Origin of the sequence: Mycobacterium sp. DBP42 (assembly GCF_005924235.1) — a bacterium.
In the GTDB taxonomy this organism is placed as follows: domain Bacteria; phylum Actinomycetota; class Actinomycetes; order Mycobacteriales; family Mycobacteriaceae; genus Mycobacterium; species Mycobacterium syngnathidarum.
Genome location: NZ_VCMY01000009.1, coordinates 22268 through 38451, shown reverse-complemented (window position 1 = coordinate 38451; position 16184 = coordinate 22268). Strand labels below are relative to the sequence as shown.

At 65.2% G+C, this 16184-nt stretch carries 16 protein-coding genes; 4 read left to right on the top strand and 12 right to left on the bottom strand.

Annotated features, from left to right (window positions below; genetic code table 11):
- Positions 1-197: 197 nt before the first annotated feature.
- The 6 genes from ahcY to E0T84_RS11820 form a co-directional block, all read right to left on the bottom strand.
- Positions 198-1655, bottom strand: coding sequence for an adenosylhomocysteinase (ahcY, locus tag E0T84_RS11845; RefSeq protein ID WP_138744537.1), 1458 nt, complete (start codon positions 1653-1655; stop codon positions 198-200).
- A gap of 136 nt (positions 1656-1791) precedes the next feature.
- Positions 1792-2415 (bottom strand): TetR family transcriptional regulator, encoded by a 624-nt coding sequence (locus E0T84_RS11840; RefSeq protein WP_070946389.1) that lies wholly within the window; start codon positions 2413-2415, stop codon positions 1792-1794.
- Positions 2416-2468: 53 nt separating this feature from the next.
- Positions 2469-2654 (bottom strand): rubredoxin, encoded by a 186-nt coding sequence (locus tag E0T84_RS11835; RefSeq protein WP_070187228.1) that lies wholly within the window; start codon positions 2652-2654, stop codon positions 2469-2471.
- Entirely contained in the window at positions 2651-2824 is a 174-nt protein-coding gene (locus E0T84_RS11830; RefSeq protein WP_075910363.1) for a rubredoxin, read from the bottom strand. Before E0T84_RS11830 ends, E0T84_RS11835 begins: the two co-directional genes overlap by 4 nt.
- A complete protein-coding gene (locus E0T84_RS11825; protein WP_070187229.1) occupies positions 2821-4056 on the bottom strand; it encodes an alkane 1-monooxygenase in 1236 nt (411 codons plus the stop codon). The genes E0T84_RS11830 and E0T84_RS11825 overlap by 4 nt, the downstream gene beginning before the upstream one ends.
- A gap of 147 nt (positions 4057-4203) precedes the next feature.
- Positions 4204-5682 (bottom strand): amino acid permease, encoded by a 1479-nt coding sequence (locus E0T84_RS11820; protein ID WP_070187230.1) that lies wholly within the window; start codon positions 5680-5682, stop codon positions 4204-4206.
- Between the two features lie 156 nt (positions 5683-5838).
- Here E0T84_RS11820 and E0T84_RS11815 point away from each other — a divergent pair, with 156 nt between their 5' ends.
- Positions 5839-6672, top strand: a complete 834-nt coding sequence (locus E0T84_RS11815; protein WP_138744536.1) for a class I SAM-dependent methyltransferase — start codon at positions 5839-5841, stop codon at positions 6670-6672.
- A gap of 71 nt (positions 6673-6743) precedes the next feature.
- On the opposite strand, the gene E0T84_RS11810 is transcribed toward E0T84_RS11815, so the two are convergent.
- The gene (locus E0T84_RS11810) at positions 6744-8051 is read right to left on the bottom strand and encodes a diiron oxygenase (protein ID WP_138744535.1); all 1308 of its coding nucleotides are present in this window, start codon (positions 8049-8051) and stop codon (positions 6744-6746) included.
- Between the two features lie 234 nt (positions 8052-8285).
- On the opposite strand from E0T84_RS11810, the gene E0T84_RS11805 reads away from it, so the two are divergent.
- Entirely contained in the window at positions 8286-9665 is a 1380-nt protein-coding gene (locus E0T84_RS11805; protein WP_138744534.1) for an NAD(P)/FAD-dependent oxidoreductase, read from the top strand.
- A gap of 10 nt (positions 9666-9675) precedes the next feature.
- Here the strand turns inward: E0T84_RS11805 and manA are convergent, their stop codons facing one another.
- The 4 genes from manA to E0T84_RS11785 form a co-directional block, all read right to left on the bottom strand.
- On the bottom strand, positions 9676-10902 hold the full coding sequence (manA, locus tag E0T84_RS11800) for a mannose-6-phosphate isomerase, class I (protein ID WP_138744533.1): 1227 nt from the start codon (positions 10900-10902) through the stop codon (positions 9676-9678).
- 3 nt (positions 10903-10905) lie between these two features.
- The gene (locus tag E0T84_RS11795; RefSeq protein WP_138744532.1) at positions 10906-11976 is read right to left on the bottom strand and encodes a TobH protein; all 1071 of its coding nucleotides are present in this window, start codon (positions 11974-11976) and stop codon (positions 10906-10908) included.
- Positions 11973-13361 (bottom strand): phosphomannomutase/phosphoglucomutase, encoded by a 1389-nt coding sequence (locus E0T84_RS11790; RefSeq protein ID WP_138744531.1) that lies wholly within the window; start codon positions 13359-13361, stop codon positions 11973-11975. The genes E0T84_RS11795 and E0T84_RS11790 overlap by 4 nt, the downstream gene beginning before the upstream one ends.
- A gap of 117 nt (positions 13362-13478) precedes the next feature.
- Positions 13479-13898 (bottom strand): DUF3499 domain-containing protein, encoded by a 420-nt coding sequence (locus E0T84_RS11785; RefSeq protein ID WP_070187237.1) that lies wholly within the window; start codon positions 13896-13898, stop codon positions 13479-13481.
- A gap of 131 nt (positions 13899-14029) precedes the next feature.
- On the opposite strand from E0T84_RS11785, the gene E0T84_RS11780 reads away from it, so the two are divergent.
- Positions 14030-14452 carry a metallopeptidase family protein gene (locus E0T84_RS11780; RefSeq protein WP_036388738.1) on the top strand — a complete coding sequence of 141 codons (423 nt, stop codon included), beginning with the start codon at positions 14030-14032 and terminating at the stop codon, positions 14450-14452.
- 46 nt (positions 14453-14498) lie between these two features.
- Here the strand turns inward: E0T84_RS11780 and E0T84_RS11775 are convergent, their stop codons facing one another.
- Positions 14499-14888, bottom strand: coding sequence for a WhiB family transcriptional regulator (locus tag E0T84_RS11775; RefSeq protein WP_019348659.1), 390 nt, complete (start codon positions 14886-14888; stop codon positions 14499-14501).
- 293 nt (positions 14889-15181) lie between these two features.
- On the opposite strand from E0T84_RS11775, the gene cofD reads away from it, so the two are divergent.
- The gene (cofD, locus tag E0T84_RS11770) at positions 15182-16177 is read left to right on the top strand and encodes a 2-phospho-L-lactate transferase (protein WP_138744530.1); all 996 of its coding nucleotides are present in this window, start codon (positions 15182-15184) and stop codon (positions 16175-16177) included.
- Positions 16178-16184: the final 7 nt, after the last annotated feature.

Sequence of the window (16184 nt, the reverse complement as noted above, 5' to 3'; positions counted from 1 at the left end):
GAGACTGCCGAAGCTCGGCTCCCCTGATGAGCCTGGTCGTCTGCGACGATCGTGAAATCCACCGTTGTCGTCGAGGCCTCCGAAATGGCGCGGACCATGGCCGACCAGGTCTCCTGACACCTGCCCTGCAGACACAAAATCGCCCAAATCCGTGAGGAAATGGGCGATTCCGTGTGCGCTCGCGCAGGAAAGGTACCTCAGTACCGGTAGTGCTCCGGCTTGTACGGACCCTCGACGTCGACACCGATGTACTCGGCCTGCTCCTTGGTCAGCTTGGTCAGCGTTCCACCCAGTGCCTCGACGTGAATGCGCGCGACCTTCTCATCGAGGTGCTTGGCCAGACGGTAGACCTCGTTGTCGTATTCGTCGTTCTTGGTCCACAACTCGATCTGGGCGATCACCTGGTTCGAGAAGCTGTTGCTCATCACGAATGACGGGTGGCCCGTGGCGTTTCCGAGGTTGAGCAGTCGACCCTCGCTCAGCACGATGATCGACTTGCCGTCCTCGAAGGTCCACTGGTCGACCTGCGGCTTGATGTTCAGCCGCACCGCACCCGACTTCTCCAGCGCCGCCATGTCGATCTCGTTGTCGAAGTGGCCGATGTTGCCCAGGATCGCGTGGTCCTTCATGGCCTTCATGTGCTCGAGCAGGATGATGTCGAAGTTGCCGGTCGCGGTCACCACGATGTCGGCGTTGCCGATCGCCTCTTCGACGGTCACCACGTCGTAACCGTCCATCAGCGCCTGCAGGGCGTTGATCGGGTCGACCTCGGTGACCTGCACGCGTGCGCCCTGACCGGCCAGCGACTCGGCGCAGCCCTTGCCCACGTCGCCGTAGCCGCAGATCAGCACCTTCTTGCCGCCGATCAGCGCGTCGGTGCCACGGTTGATACCGTCCACCAGCGAGTGCCGGGTGCCGTACTTGTTGTCGAACTTGCTCTTGGTGACCGAGTCGTTGACGTTGATCGCCGGGAACGCGAGCTCACCCGCGGCGGCGAACTGGTACAGCCGCAGCACACCGGTCGTGGTCTCCTCGGTGACACCCTTGACCGACTCGGCGATCTTGGTCCACTTGTCCTTCTCCGCCTCGAAGCGCGCACGCAGCACGCCGAGGAAGACCTTCCACTCGGCCGAATCGTCTTCTTCGGCGGGCGGCACCACACCGGCCTTCTCGTACTCCGCGCCGCGCAGCACCATCATCGTGGCGTCGCCGCCGTCATCCAGGATCATGTTGGCCGGCTCACCTTCCCAGGTGAGCATCTGCTCGGCGGCCCACCAGTACTCCTCCAGCGTCTCGCCCTTCCAGGCGAAGACGGGAGTGCCCTTGGGCTCTTCGGGAGTGCCGTGCGGGCCGACGACGACGGCCGCCGCGGCGTGATCCTGGGTGGAGAAGATGTTGCAGGAGGCCCAGCGAACCTCGGCGCCGAGAGCCACCAGCGTCTCGATCAGCACCGCGGTCTGCACGGTCATGTGCAGTGAGCCGGAAATGCGTGCCCCCTTGAGCGGCTGTACGTCGTGGTACTCACGACGCAGAGCCATCAGGCCTGGCATCTCGTGTTCGGCCAGCCGGATCTCCTTGCGGCCGAAATCGGCCAGCGACAGGTCGGCCACCTTGAAGTCGATGCCGTTGCGGCTGTCGGCCTTCAGTTCGGTCATGTAGAGCCCTCTTTCATTCGTGATTGCTTGCCAGCGCATGGGTGCGCCACAAGGCAACGCCACATGCAGATACCTCTAGCCTGCGGGCTCGCGGGACAGGCGCTCATGCGATGTAACAGCGGCGGCGCTCTGACAGCTACGGGGTATCTATGACACCGTAGCGCTCTGCGAATGGCGTCATCAGTCGGGCCAGGTCACCGGCCACATCGTGATCCGCTTCGGGCGGCATCGACACGTAGCTCATCGCCAGCCGCACGATCGCCCGGGCCAGCACCCCGGCGTCCTCGTCACTGGCCTTCATCCAGCTGTTCTGGAAGGTTCCGGTCAGCCGTGCCGAACACCGGGAGATGATCGGGCCGCTGCCGGTGGTGATGATCTGCAGCAGGTCGGGCTTGGAGGCGCCGGTGAGCAGCGAGATCACCAGGGGATCAGCGGCAGACTCGAGGAAGAAGGCCCGAAAGCCCTCCAGGAAGGCCGCGTGCACCTCGCCGACGTTGTTGTTGATCGCGTCGTCGACCGCGTCGACGAGTCGGTCCGCCAGGCGCATGGCATATCCCTCGGCCAAGCCCTGGCGTGACCCGAACTCGTTGTAGATCGTCTGGCGGCTGATCCCGGCTACCTGCGCCACGTGCGACAGCGTGATGGCCGACCAGTCGCGGGTCAGGAGTAGTTCGCGCATACCGTCGAGGATCGAATCCCGCAACAGCACCCGCGATGCCTCCGCATACGGAATGCGCTGCTTGTCTCGCGGCCGGCTCACACGGGCGACAATATCGCTTTCCGCCCCGCTTTCGAGCGCGTCGCACGAAGCCGTCAAGGCCGCGCGACCTCGACCATGTCGAAATCGGCCTTCGCGGCACCACAATCCGGGCAGCTCCAGTCCTCGGGGATGTCGTCCCAGCGCGTGCCCGCGGCGATGCCGTCCTCGGGCCAGCCCTTGGCTTCGTCGTACTCGAATCCGCACTGAACGCAGACGTAGAGCTTGTACGGCTCGGTCATTGCTTCACTCCCATCGGTTCGAAATCAACCTTTTCTCGCACCGCGCAATCCGGGCAGCACCAGTCATCGGGGACGCCGTCCCACGGAGTTCCAGCCGGAAAGCCTTCGCGCGGGGCGCCTTTGGCCTCGTCGTAGACGTAGCCACATCCGGGACACTGATAGGCGCTCATGCTTCAACCCCTTCGCCGGCGCCGTAGCGGGCGAGCACCTTCTCGCGTAACCGCGGCTGGATGTTGACCTTGGTGACGTCACCGTCGTAGTGCTCCAGCACGCGGTGATCCATCACCTTGCGCCACAACGGCGGCAGATAGGTGAGCCCGATCAGCGACGCGTATCCGCTGGGCAGATTGGGTGCGCCGTCGATGCTGCGCAGCGTCTGGTAGCGGCGTGTCGGATTGGCGTGGTGATCGCTGTGCCGCTGCAGGTGATACAGGAACAAGTTGGTCACGATGTGGTCGGAGTTCCAGCTGTGCACGGGGGCGCACCGCTCGTAGCGACCACTGGTGGTCTTCTGCCGCAGCAACCCGTAGTGCTCCAGGTAGTTCACCGACTCCAGCAGGCTGAAGCCGTAGATCGCCTGGATCAGCATGAAGGGGATCACGCCGACGCCGAAGATCGCGATCAGTGCGCCCCAGAAGACGATCGACATCGCCCACGCGTTGAGCACATCGTTGGACGGATGCCACGGCGACTTGTCCTGCCGGCGCAGCCGCTGGGCTTCGAGTTCCCACGAGGACTTCAGGCTGCCGAACACGCTGCGCGGCAGGAACTCCCAGAAGGTCTCACCGAAGCGGGCCGAAGCGGGATCCTCGGGCGTGGCTACCCGGACGTGGTGCCCGCGATTGTGCTCGATGTAGAAGTGGCCGTACCAGGTCTGGGCCAGCGTGATCTTGGACAGCCAGCGCTCCAGCGAGTCGCGCTTGTGCCCCATCTCGTGCGCGGTGTTGATGCCGACGCCGCCGAGCACACCGACCGACAGCGCGATACCGATCTTGGCCGGCCAGCCCAGCCCGCCGTCGAATCCGAGCCAGCTGAGGTCGGATGCGGTGAACAGGTAGGCGCCCATGATCACGCTCGCGTACTGGAACGGGATGTAGACGTAGGTGCAGTACCGGTAGTACTTGTCGTTCTCCAGTTGTTCCATCACCTCATCGGGCGGGTTCTGGCCGTCGGGTCCGAACCGCAGATCCAGCAGCGGCAGCAGGACATACAGCAGGATCGGACCGATCCACAGCGGGACCTGCGCAGCGACGTGCCAGCCGGCCTGGTTGAGCGCCCAGACCAACGGCAGCATCACAAAGATCGCCGTCGGCGCGATCAGCCCCATGAGCCACAGATGCCGCTTCTTGTCCCGCCATTGCCCGACGCCGGCGACGTCCGGTCCGGAGAGTTCGGCCACCACGATGAGCCTCCTTTTGTGAGTGTTATCACTGCAATGACTTGACTATATGCCCATGCATGTCGCCTGTCTAGACATTTGACCATCGTTTGTAAAGCGAACTGGGGTGCGCGAGGTCAACGACGGTGAAAAAACTGTTTCGCGCCGGCGTCAGGACAGCTGTTGCGCCGCAGCCGCCGACCTGCCGAGCACAGAATGACGCCGGCCATACGCCAGATACACCACCACGCCGATCGCCATCCAGAGCAAGAATCGGATCCACGTCAACCCGGTCAGGTTGAGCATCAACCACAGGCAGGACAGGATCGCGGCGATCGGCAGCAGCGGCACCCACGGCACGCGGAATCCACGCCGCAGGTCGGGTCGGGTCCGGCGGAGCACGATCACGCCGGCCGAGACCAATACGAAGGCGAACAACGTGCCGATGTTGACCATCTCTTCCAGGCGCCCCATCGGGAACACCGACGCAGCGATCGCCACCAGCACACCCACGATCAAGGTGATCCGGACCGGTGTTCCGTGGCTGCCGGTGACAGCCAGTTTGCGGGGCAGCAGCCCGTCGCGCGACATCGCGAACAACACCCGGGTCTGCCCGAGCATCAGCACGATCACCACCGTGGTGAGGCCCGCCAGCGCTCCCACCGAGATCACCTTCGCCGCCCAGTGCACACCGTTGGCATCGAAGGCGGTGGCCAGGTTGGCGTGTCCGTCCGGCACATCCCGCAGCACGGTGTAGGACACCATGCCCGAGAGCACCACCGACACCGCGACATACAGCACTGTGACGATGCCGAGCGAGGCCAGGATGCCGCGCGGCACATCGCGCTGCGGATCACGCGTCTCCTCGGCCGTCGTGGCCACCACGTCGAACCCGATAAATGCGAAGAACACGATCGAGGCCCCGGCCAGCACGCCGTACCAGCCATAGTGGCTGCCCGCGGCCCCGGTCAACAATGAGAACAACGACTGGTCGGCCCCGCTCGCACTCGCACCGGCCTGGTTGGGCGGGATGAACGGGGTGTAGTTGGCGACGTCGATGTAGAACGCTCCGACGACCACCACCAACAACACCACCCCGACCTTGACAGCCGTGATCAGCAGGCTGAACAGCGCCGAGATCTTGGTGCCGATCGCCAACAGGATCGTCACGAACACGATGATCACCAGCGCACCCCAGTCGACCTGCAGACCTCCGAGATCGGCTATGCCGCCGCCGAACCCGAACACCGTTCCGAGGTAGCTCGACCACCCCTTGGCCACCACCGCGGACGCGACGGCGAACTCCAGGATCAGATCCCACCCGATGATCCACGCCGCGAACTCACCGAACGTGGCATAGGAGAACGTGTAGGCGCTGCCGGCGACGGGCACGGTCGAGGCGAACTCCGCATAACACAAGGCGGCCAAACCGCACGCCACCGCCGCGATGACGAAGGCGATCGAGATCGCAGGCCCGGTCAAGTTGCCTGCGGTGGAGGCGGTGATGGTGAAGATGCCGGCACCGATCACCACCGACACCCCGAAAACCGTGAGGTCCCACCAGGTGAGGTTCTTGCGGAGTCGAGTCGAGGGCTCGTCGGTGTCGGCAATCGACTGTTCGACAGACTTCGTTCGCCGAAGGGCAGACATAGGTGGTGACGCCTCTCGTCGCGGCCGGGGTCACGCCATGTTCCCATCACCACGATGGCCAGGCGGGTAGGACTCTCAAACTGCCGCCCAACTGTGCTCTCGGAGCAAGAATGGGGCCTACGTCACACTTGGCCCTGATCGTGATACCGTTCGCGCGTGGCCGAGCTCCCCTACTTTGACCTGCTGATCGATGAACGGCAGGACGGTGGTGAAACCGCCCAGCTGTGGGAGAACCAGGTGCACTGGGGCTATTGGGAGAACCCCAGCGCCGCCGAGGGCACCCGTGCCGACTACATCGCCGCCATGGAGCAGATGGACCACGTTCTGTTCGCGGCGGGAAACGTTGCCGACGGGCAAAAGTTGCTCGACGCCGGCTGCGGTTTCGGCGGGACGATCCGGCAGATCAACTCCACCTACTCCGAGATGGACCTCACGGGCCTGAACATCGACGCGCGCCAGCTCGCGGCCGCCGAGGCCCAGACCGTTCCGGCCAACGGCAACGCGATCGGCTGGGTCGAGGCCGACGCCTGCCGGCTGCCGTTCGAGGACAACTCGTTCGACCGGGTGCTCGCGGTGGAGTGCATATTCCATTTCCCGTCCCGTGAGAAGTTCCTCGCCGAAGCGGCGCGAGTGCTCAAGCCAGGCGGCTATCTGGCGGTATCCGACTTCGTGCCGACCCTGATGTTCTTCGGCAAGACTCCGATCTGGATGGCGATCCGCCCGCGCATCGCGAAGTCCTACGGAACCCTCGGCAATGTGCCGCTGCGGGGCTACAAATCCATGGGCAAACGTGCGGGCCTCGAACTCGCGGCCAAGCGCAACATCCGGAAGAACACGTTGCCGACGTATCCCTTCTTGCTCAAATTCTTCCGCGAGCAGGGGTCAGCGGAGGCTCAGAAGACGATGATCGTGGGCACCAGGTGGATGAAGTGGCTGTCCAAGCTCGGCCTCATCCAGTACCGGGTCTACACGTTCCACAAGCCGTCCTGAAGCCGGCACCCGGGGCCTGAAACCCCTTGGCCGGCGACGCTTGCCGCCGCTTCGTCGTGTGTGTCGGTGTGTCAGAGGGTGGGCATGAACTCGGCGAGTGCCAGGATCATGAACACCACCAATGCGAGCCCGATCAGCCCACCGGCCGGAATCATGGCCACGCACACCGCAACCCAGACGAACAGCCTCGGCCATTCAAACGGCTGGTTCCCCACCACACCGCCCCGGTGCTCCCGGATTGTGTGGTAGGCAGCCCATACCCCGGCCCCGGCCGCGGCAGCCGCGATGATCCGCGCGCCATCAGGCGTCGCCAGCAGAGCGACGCTCGCCATGATCGCCACACCGCTGAGCCGCGCGGCCAACGCAACGGGAAAGGCAGTCACGCGCCCGGCTGCTGGTCTCCGGTCCGGCTCACCGCGATACCGCGGTAACCGCCCCTCAATTCCCAACATTCGCCAGATCCACCGCGACCACGCCGTCCGCAGACCCAGGTCCTCGGCCACGCGCCGGACGTCCGCGGCCGATTCGGCCATCATCTGGCGCGACCGAGGGCTCCTCCAGAATGCGGACTTGAAGACCTTCCGCGGCACCCCGAACTGCCGCGCGAAGGTACGCGGCGGCCCGATCATCTCACCGATCAACCACCGCAGAAAGAATGGGAAAAGAAAGGCGTACCAGGCCCGCTTCAAGCGCGTGACGCTTTGCATGCGCTGAGCCAGGAGGTCGTCGGCAAACGAAATATGACGGGCTTCTTCTGCCAGATGCACGTAGGTGATCTTGTTCAGCAGAGGCGGGACATGCGCCGCGCCGCGATGTTGCAACGTCTGCTGGTAATGCAGCGGTTGTTCGCCGCACAGCACCCCGATGAAGTGAATGATGTTGGCATACCCGCCGATAAATCCCAGGATCGGCCCGATCACGCGGGAGCCTCGCCGCATTCCGGGCACATCCTCGCCGGTGCGGTTGACGAATTCCTGGAACATCTGGATGTGATTGCATTCGTCGATCAGTTCGTGGAGCAGGTATTGGAATACCGGCGAACGGTTCGGCAATTTCCCGGAGTAATGCACCACTCCGCGAATCAGCATCATTTCGAATTGCAGCGTGACCTTGAGGGTGTTCGCGGTGATCCAGCGGCCCATGTCGATGCGCCGCTGCAGCGGCTGTTCGGCGTACCAGTCCGTCGCCCCGAGCGGAGCGCTTTCCGGGTCCAGCTGCCATCGCGGATCGTCGTCTTTCAACGCGTTCTCGGGTGCGTCCCAGTCGATGTCAACGTGGGGATCAAAGCGTCGACGGACCGTCGCACGAGAGAGGGCCTCCACCCTGTTGTGGTAGAGGTCCCCCGCTGCCGTGTCGTCCGCGTCGCTGACCGTTGTCATTTCCCCATCCGTTGACGTGTGAGTTTCCTTGCAGAGGGTAGCAACCTGAGAGCTGAATCACGACCTTAGCCACGGCATTGTGCCATGAGTTGTTGCAAGCCCGTTGGCCGAGGGCACGCCCGCCTTACCGGCGCCACTGCGCTGTCGCGGCCGACCGGCCACAACGGCACGCAATTGACGTTGCTTCTCAATCTGGCTCGGGTCACGCCAGGTTCGCAGTACCGTAGCCGTCTAATGAGCACCGATCACCAACATTCGTCGAACCATGCAGTCGTCATCGGAGGGAGCATCGCCGGACTGTGCGCCGCGCGGGTACTGGCCGATCACTACGATCACGTCACCGTCTACGAACGTGACGAGCTTCCTGATCAGCCGGTCAACCGCAGCGCGATTCCGCAAGGTCAGCATGTCCACCTGCTGATGGCCCGTGGCGCCCAGGAACTGGAAGGTCTGTTTCCCGGTCTACTCGACGACATGGCGGCCTCGGGTGTCCCGGTGATACGCAACCGACATGAGTTGATCCACTTCGACGCGGCCGGCCACATCCTGGAGACCGGCCTGGACGACAAGTACACCGCCTACGTGCCCACCCGAGGTCACCTCGAATGGCAGATCCGCAAGCGGGTCAGCGCATTGCCCGGCATCGGGATCGTGCGGCGAGTGGTCACCCATCCCCAGTACGACCAGGCCGCCGAGCGGGTGACCGGCGTAGTCCTCGACGACGGCGAGGTCACGCCGGCACATCTGGTGGTCGACGCCTCAGGCCGGGGCAGCCGACTTCCCGCATGGTTGCAGCAGTGGGGGTTCGAGCGCCCGCAGGAGGATTCGGTACAGGTCGGCGTCACCTACGCATCCCATCGCGTAAAGGTCCCCGACGGGATGATGCCCCAGAAGATGGTCATCGTGGGCGCCACCCGGCACCGGCCGTTGGGGATGGGCATGCTGTTTCACGAAGACGGCATCTGGATGGTAACGGCCTTCGGGGTGGCCAAGGCCGACCCTCCACGGGACTTCGCGGGTATCTGTGCACTGGCCGACGAGCTGCTGCCGCCTGAGATCAGCGCCGCGCTGCGGGCCGGCACGCCGGTCGGCGACATGAACTCTCACCGATATCCGACGAGCAAGTGGCGGCGCTACGAGCGGATCCGCAGATTTCCCAAAGGCATCCTGCCGTTCGGTGATGCCGTCGCGAGCCTGAACCCGACATTCGGGCAGGGTGTGACGATGTCCGCCTTACAGGCCGACAATCTGCGCCGGGTGCTGGCCGGCGGCACGGACAATGTGATGTGGCGACTGGCATTCCAAAACGCCAAGACGATCTGGCCGGTGTGGCTGATGAACGCGGCGGCCGACTACACCGAGCACGGCGCGCAGGGCGACCGACCATGGTGGTATCAGCCGGCCTACGAACTGTTCAATCAGTTTGTCGGTGCAGCCGAGACCGATCCCGTTATCGCCGAATGGTTTCTGGGTAGGACCAGCCTGCTCGACAGCCTGTACCTGGTGCCGCCACCCCGTCTGATCGGACGTGCGGTGCGCAACAACATCAGGCAGTGGATCGCCGAGCGCAGAAACCGTGACGACGAGGTGGACGTCCTCGACGCCGCGGTGTGAGGGCTACTCGTCAGATCCCGATGGTGACGCGGAACAGCTTCGTCGGCTCGGCAGCGGTCAGCCGAATGGGGCCGTCCTGGGCCGCCACCCATGCCGCCGCGCCCCGCTCCACGGTCAGCTTGTCGTCGTCGGCGTAGATCACCGCGGCGCCCTCGGTGCACAGCAGCAGCTGTGGCCCGTCGTGGTGGGAGTGCACGTCGATCTCGTCACCGAGGTGGTCGCCCTCCACCGTCAGCACCGACACCGCGAACTCTTGCGCCGGTGTCTGGTACATGGTTTCCGGCCCGTCCGTGACCGTTTCGGGCCGTAACCGCTCATCGGGGGTGGGCGTGAAGTCCAGGACCCTCAGGAGTTCTGGGACATCGACGTGCTTCGGGGTCAACCCACCGCGCAGCACGTTGTCCGAGTTGGCCATCACCTCGACACCGACACCGTGCAGATAGGCGTGCAGGTTTCCGGCCGGAAGATAGATGCCTTCTCCGGGCTGCAGGCTGATGCGGTTGAGCAGCAGGCTGGCCAGCACGCCGGCGTCGCCCGCATAGCGCTCACCGAGCTCCAGCACAGTTTTGACTTCGGCAGCGAATTTCTTTTTCCCAGAACGGATGTAGTGCACCGCTCCGTCGAGAACAGCCGGCACCAAAACGTCGAGATCGGGTTGGGGCGCGGTGATCCAGGTGGTGAACAACGCCCGCAACCCGTCGGCGTCGGATTGATCGGAGAGCAGGTTGATGAACGGATCCAAATCCGAGACCGCCAGTGCCCGCATCAACTCGACGGTGCGATCCACCGGCCGGAAACCGGCAAGCGCGTCGAATTGTTCTAGGGCAACCAGCAATTCGGGCTTGTGACTGCGGTCGCGGTAGTTGCGGATCGGTGAGGACACCGGAAGGTCGAGCCGGTCCTCACGGTCGAACCCCTCCCGGGCCTGGGCGGCGCTGGGGTGCGCCTGCAACGACAATGGTTCGTCGGCGGCCAGTACCTTGACCAGGAAGGGCAATGCGTCGCCGAAGCGAGCGATCGCCACCGTGCCCAACTGGCCTTCGGGGTCATCGTGAACTGCCTGCAGCAGTGACTCTTCACCGTGTTCGGTCTGCAGCCAAGCCGGGTCGCCCGGATGCGCGCCGAGCCACAGTTCGGCCTCCGGATGGATTGTCGGGCTGGGCCTTCCGGTGAATTCAGCGATTGCCGTGCGCGAACCCCAGGCATAGGTCCGCACCGCTCCCCTTAGCAGATGCACTTCTTATCCTCGAACCAGTTTCAAATACACGGCCGCCATCTCCATTCGGACAGCCAGGATCGCCAGTTGTTGTTCGGGGCGCCCGGTCGGCAGGGTCGTCCCAGCCGGCTCCGGCACGTCCTCGGCACCGACCACCGCGACGTCGTCGAAGCCGCTGACCCGTGCGCCCACCGTTTGTCGTTCGGTGTCGGTGATCAATGCGAATGTGCGCAACCGCCGCGGTAGCGGTCCGTCGATCTCTTCGTCGTGGAACAGCGATTGCGGCCCGGGCGCCCGGACCGCCCCGCCTGCCATCGCGGCAAGCACATCACCCAACCCGACGGCGGCCACCACTTCGCCGGCCAGTCGCAGCATTACCGCCGCACTGTGCCGGGCGAGTGCCAACGTGGCTGGATTGTCACCGGCGAGCACCACGGCATGGTCCGACATCCGGTCGGCCAACGTCTTGGCCGGGTTGGTGAACAGTTCTCGTGCTGCGCTGTTGCGCAGCGCCTCTGCGTCGAGTTCGTCGGCGAGCGCGGCCAGATCGACCCGCATACCCGGATCCAACACGTGTAGCGCTGCCAACCCTGCGGCCAGGTACCGGGTCAGCCCGAAATCGTCGGGTACCCACAGCCGGGGTGCGAGCACCACGGCACGTCCGGCCGCGACGTCGCGCAGCGGGCCCTCGTGCGGCGCCACGATCAGCACGCGGGCACCGCGGCGCACCCCGGTGGCCGCGGCATTCACCAGGGCCGGGTCCCCCGGGTCGTCCCCGGCCACGATCAGCACGTCGAGGGCCCCGAGCCACGGCGGTGTCTCGGCGGCCACCACGATGGGCGCCGAGATCGACGCGCCGAGCGCAGCGGTCAGCAGCGCGCCCGCATACTCCGCGGGACCGCGGCCGGCGACCCAAATCACCGTGCGCGGTGGATGATCCGCACGCAACGGATCCAGCATGCCTTCGGCCAGGGCCGCCGCGGTGGCCCTTACCTGCGCGCCCGCCATGGCCGCGGCCCGCAGCAGACCGTTGCGATCGGCGGCGAGAAGTCCGTCACCGTCGTCGAGGTCGACCGCAGCGTCCACGGCGTTCACGGCACCGGCTCGCTCACCCCACCGATCTGTGCCGAAACTCTGTCGACGAGCGCGGCGACTTCCTCAGCGGTACGTGCTTCCACGTTCAGCCGCAGCAGTGGTTCGGTATTCGACGTGCGGAGGTTGAACCAGCTGCCGTCACGGAGGTCGACCGTCACGCCGTCGAGGTGATCGATGGACTGGATCGAGCTGCCGAACGATTTGAGCACGGCCTCGACACATGCCGGGGCGTCGGCGACGGTGAAGTTGATCTCGCCCGACGCCTCGTACCGCTGGTAGTCGGCCATGAAATCCGACAGCGGGCGGTCCTGCTCGCCCAGTGCGGCCAGCACGTGCAGGGCCGCGAGCATGCCGGAATCGGCGCCCCAGAAATCACGGAAGTAATAGTGGGCCGAGTGCTCCCCACCGAAGATGGCGCCGGTTTCGGCCATCAGGGCCTTGATGTAGGAGTGCCCGACGCGGGAACGCACCGGGGTACCGCCGCGCTCGACGACCAGTTCGGGAACAGCGCGCGAGGTGATCAGATTGTGGATCACCGTGGCACCGATCTCACGCGTGAGCTCACGCGCTGCCACCAGTGCGGTCACTGCCGACGGTGACACCGGACGGCCCAGTTCGTCGACCACGAAGCAGCGGTCGGCGTCCCCATCGAACGCCAGACCGATATCGGCACCGGTGGCCAACACATGGGCCTGCAGGTCGACGAGGTTGGCCGGATTCAGCGGGTTGGCCTCGTGATTGGGGAAGCTGCCGTCGAGTTCGAAGAACAGCGGGAGCACGGTGGCGCCCGGGATCGGGCCGAGCACCGCGGGCGTGGTGTGGCCGGCCATTCCGTTGCCCGCGTCGACCGCGATGCGCAGCGGCCGCAGCGAGCTGAGGTCGACCAGGGACCGAAGGAAGCTGCCGTAGTCCGACAACACATCGCGGTCGGACACCGAACCGGCGCGCCCGTCGAAGGCCGGCACGCCCGCGATCACCTCATCCGAGATCGTCGAGAGGCCGGTGTCCTTTCCGACCGGTTTGGCCCCGGCTCGACACAGCTTGATCCCGTTGTAGGCGGCGGGGTTGTGGCTCGCGGTGAACATCGCACCGGGGCAGTCCAACAGACCCGACGCGAAATACAGCTGGTCGGTGGAAGCAAGGCCGATCCGAACCACATCCAGACCCTGGGCGGTGACCCCGTCGGCGAATGCGGCGGCCAGCGTCGGCGAACTGGCCCGCATGTCGTAGCCGATCACCACCTGCGCAGCGCCCTCGGCGCGGACCAGGCGGGCGAAGGCACTGCCGACTTCGGACACGAATGCCTCGTCGATCTGACTCCCGACCAGTCCCCGGACGTCATAGGCCTTGATGACATCGTGAACAGCCGCCGCTGGCCTAGACATATTGCTCCTTGTGAAACGGATTCGTTGGCGCCAGCCTAGCCGTCGGGAGGCCTCGACACGTTCACTACTCGTGGGCCGGTCGTTGTCCGATCAGAAGCCAAACAGCGCTAGTCCGTGCTAGTTGTCGGGGTCCGGCAACACCCGCAGGTGGCCGCGACGACGCCCGTTGCTCTCCGCGGGACGCGCCGGCGGTGCCGTCACCGCACTGGTGGCCAGGCCGGTGGTGGGATCGGAAAATCCGGCCACCACGCCACCTCGGGGACCCGCCCCGGGTTGACCCTCGCGGACCGCATCGGCAAGCGCCACCAGATCGTCTTCATCGGGATGGGTGGGCAGTGGCCCCGCGTGGCGGACCAGCTCCCAGCCGCGCGGCGCGGTGATACGGCCGGCGTGGCCGACGCACAAATCCCAGGAGTGGGGCTCAGAAACCGTGGCCAATGGTCCGACTACCGCCGTGGAGTCGGAGTAGACAAAAGTCAGCGTCGCCACGGCATAGTGCGGGCACCCGGGCCGGCAGCAGCGACGGGGAACATTCACGCCCCCGAGATTACTGTGGACGGTCGCTGTGCGGTGCCGGACACGCGCAGCCGGCGGGGCCCCGATCCCGAACCGTTACGATCATCGCCGTGGCCCAGCGCAACCCATGGCGATCGCGTCGCGGCCGCGATATGCGCGGGCCGCTGCTTCCGCGCTCGGTTCCCGGGTGGCGCAGCCGGGCCGAGCGGTTCGACATGGCGGTACTGGAGGCCTACGAACCGATCGAACGGCGTTGGGCGTCGCGGCTGCGTGAACTCGACGTCGCCGTCGATGAGATTCCGCGGATGTCCCCGAAAGATCCGGACAGTGTGCAGTGGCCGCCCGAGGTCATCGCCGACGGGCCGATCGCGCTGGCCCGACTGATACCGGCTGGGGTCGACGTCAGAGGGAATGCGACCCGGGCTCGAATTGTCTTGTTCCGCAAGCCCATCGAGCGCCGGGTCAAAGGATCCGATGAGCTGGCTGATCTGCTGCATGAAATCCTGGTGGCCCAGGTGGCCACCTATCTGGGAGTGGAACCGTCAGTCATCGACCCAACGATCGACGACGACTGACGTCGAGCGCCACACCCTGCGATGAAGCGCTCTGCCGACAGGAGCGTCAGATGATGCCGCGTTTGAGCCGGCGACGCTCCCGCTCGGACAACCCTCCCCAAATACCGAAGCGTTCATCGTGTGCGAGCGCGTACTCCAGGCATGCGTCCTTCACTTCGCAGCCCTGGCAGATGCGCTTGGCCTCGCGGGTAGACCCGCCCTTCTCCGGGAAGAACGCCTCCGGGTCGGTCTGTGCGCACAGCGCACGTTCCTGCCATTGGTCATCTTCGGTTTCCGGATCAACATCGATGTGCTCAGGTACCAAACTCAGCTGAGGTCGTCCGGGAATCCCCAGCGGTGTCGGCCCGGCGTTGATGTGCGGTGCGTTGTCTACCGAGCCGAGTAGCCGGTTGTCGAACCGGACCACACGATCGAAATCGCCGCTCTCATAAGACATTATCCCCCGCCTCCTCACTCGGTCTCGTAGATCCTAAGTGGAGCCCCACTATTGCGATGTGCGGTCACCCATTCGAACAGTTGATCGAATCTCGGTCCGCGACACCGGAATCGGTCACCAACCGGGAAATGACACATCTGTGATTACACACGTGTTAGCTGCCGGGGTCAAGCGCCAGGACGCGAATTCATACCATCTCGTAATGTCAAATCGGCGCGTCGCGACATCGGCGTGTCCTGCCCGTGACGACGTCGTTTCCATCCGCGCGCCATGAGCGCTTAGGGTCGGACGTTGTGAAGATCACCGTTCTGGTCGGCGGCGTCGGAGGCGCCCGGTTTTTGCTGGGGGTACAGCACCTGTTGGGCCTGGGCCAGTTTGCCGGCGGCGACAGCAAGCATGAACTCACGGCGATCGTGAACGTCGGCGACGACGCCTGGATGCACGGCGTCCGGATCTGCCCGGACCTCGACACGTGCATGTACACCCTGGGCGGCGGTATCGATCCCGAGCGTGGCTGGGGTCATCGGAATGAAACCTGGCACGCCAAGGAAGAACTTGCCGCCTACGGTGTGCAACCCGACTGGTTCGGCCTGGGCGACCGGGACCTGGCCACCCACCTGGTCCGCACCCAGATGCTGCGCGCGGGCTATCCGCTGTCACAGGTCACCGAGGCACTGTGCAAGCGCTGGTCGCCAGGGGCGCGGCTGCTGCCGGTCACCGACGACCGCAGCGAGACCCACGTGGTGGTCACCGACCCCGGTCCGGGTGATCAGGCCGGCGTTCGTCACGCCATCCACTTCCAGGAATGGTGGGTGCGGTACCGCGCACAGATACCTTCGCACAGTTTTGCGTTCGTGGGTGCAGAACAGGCAACGGCCGCGCCGGGGGTCACCGATGCCATCGCCGACGCGGACGTGGTGTTGCTGGCACCGTCGAACCCCGTCGTGAGCATCGGACCGATCCTGCAGATCCCCGGGATCCGGGGTGCACTGCGATCGACGAAAGCGCCGGTAATCGGCTACTCCCCCATCATCGACGGAAAACCGTTGCGCGGTATGGCCGATGAGTGCCTTTCCATCATCGGCGTCGAGTCCACCTCGCAAGCCGTCGGACAGCACTTCGGCGCCCGTTCGGGCACCGGAATCCTGGACGGCTGGTTGGTACACGAAGGTGACGACGCCGACATCGAAGGCGTTCAGGTACGCGCGGTGCCGCTGCTGATGACAGACCCGGCCACCACCGCCGAGATGGTGCGGGCCGGCCTGGACCTGGGAGGCGTTGCACTGTGAGCTCGGC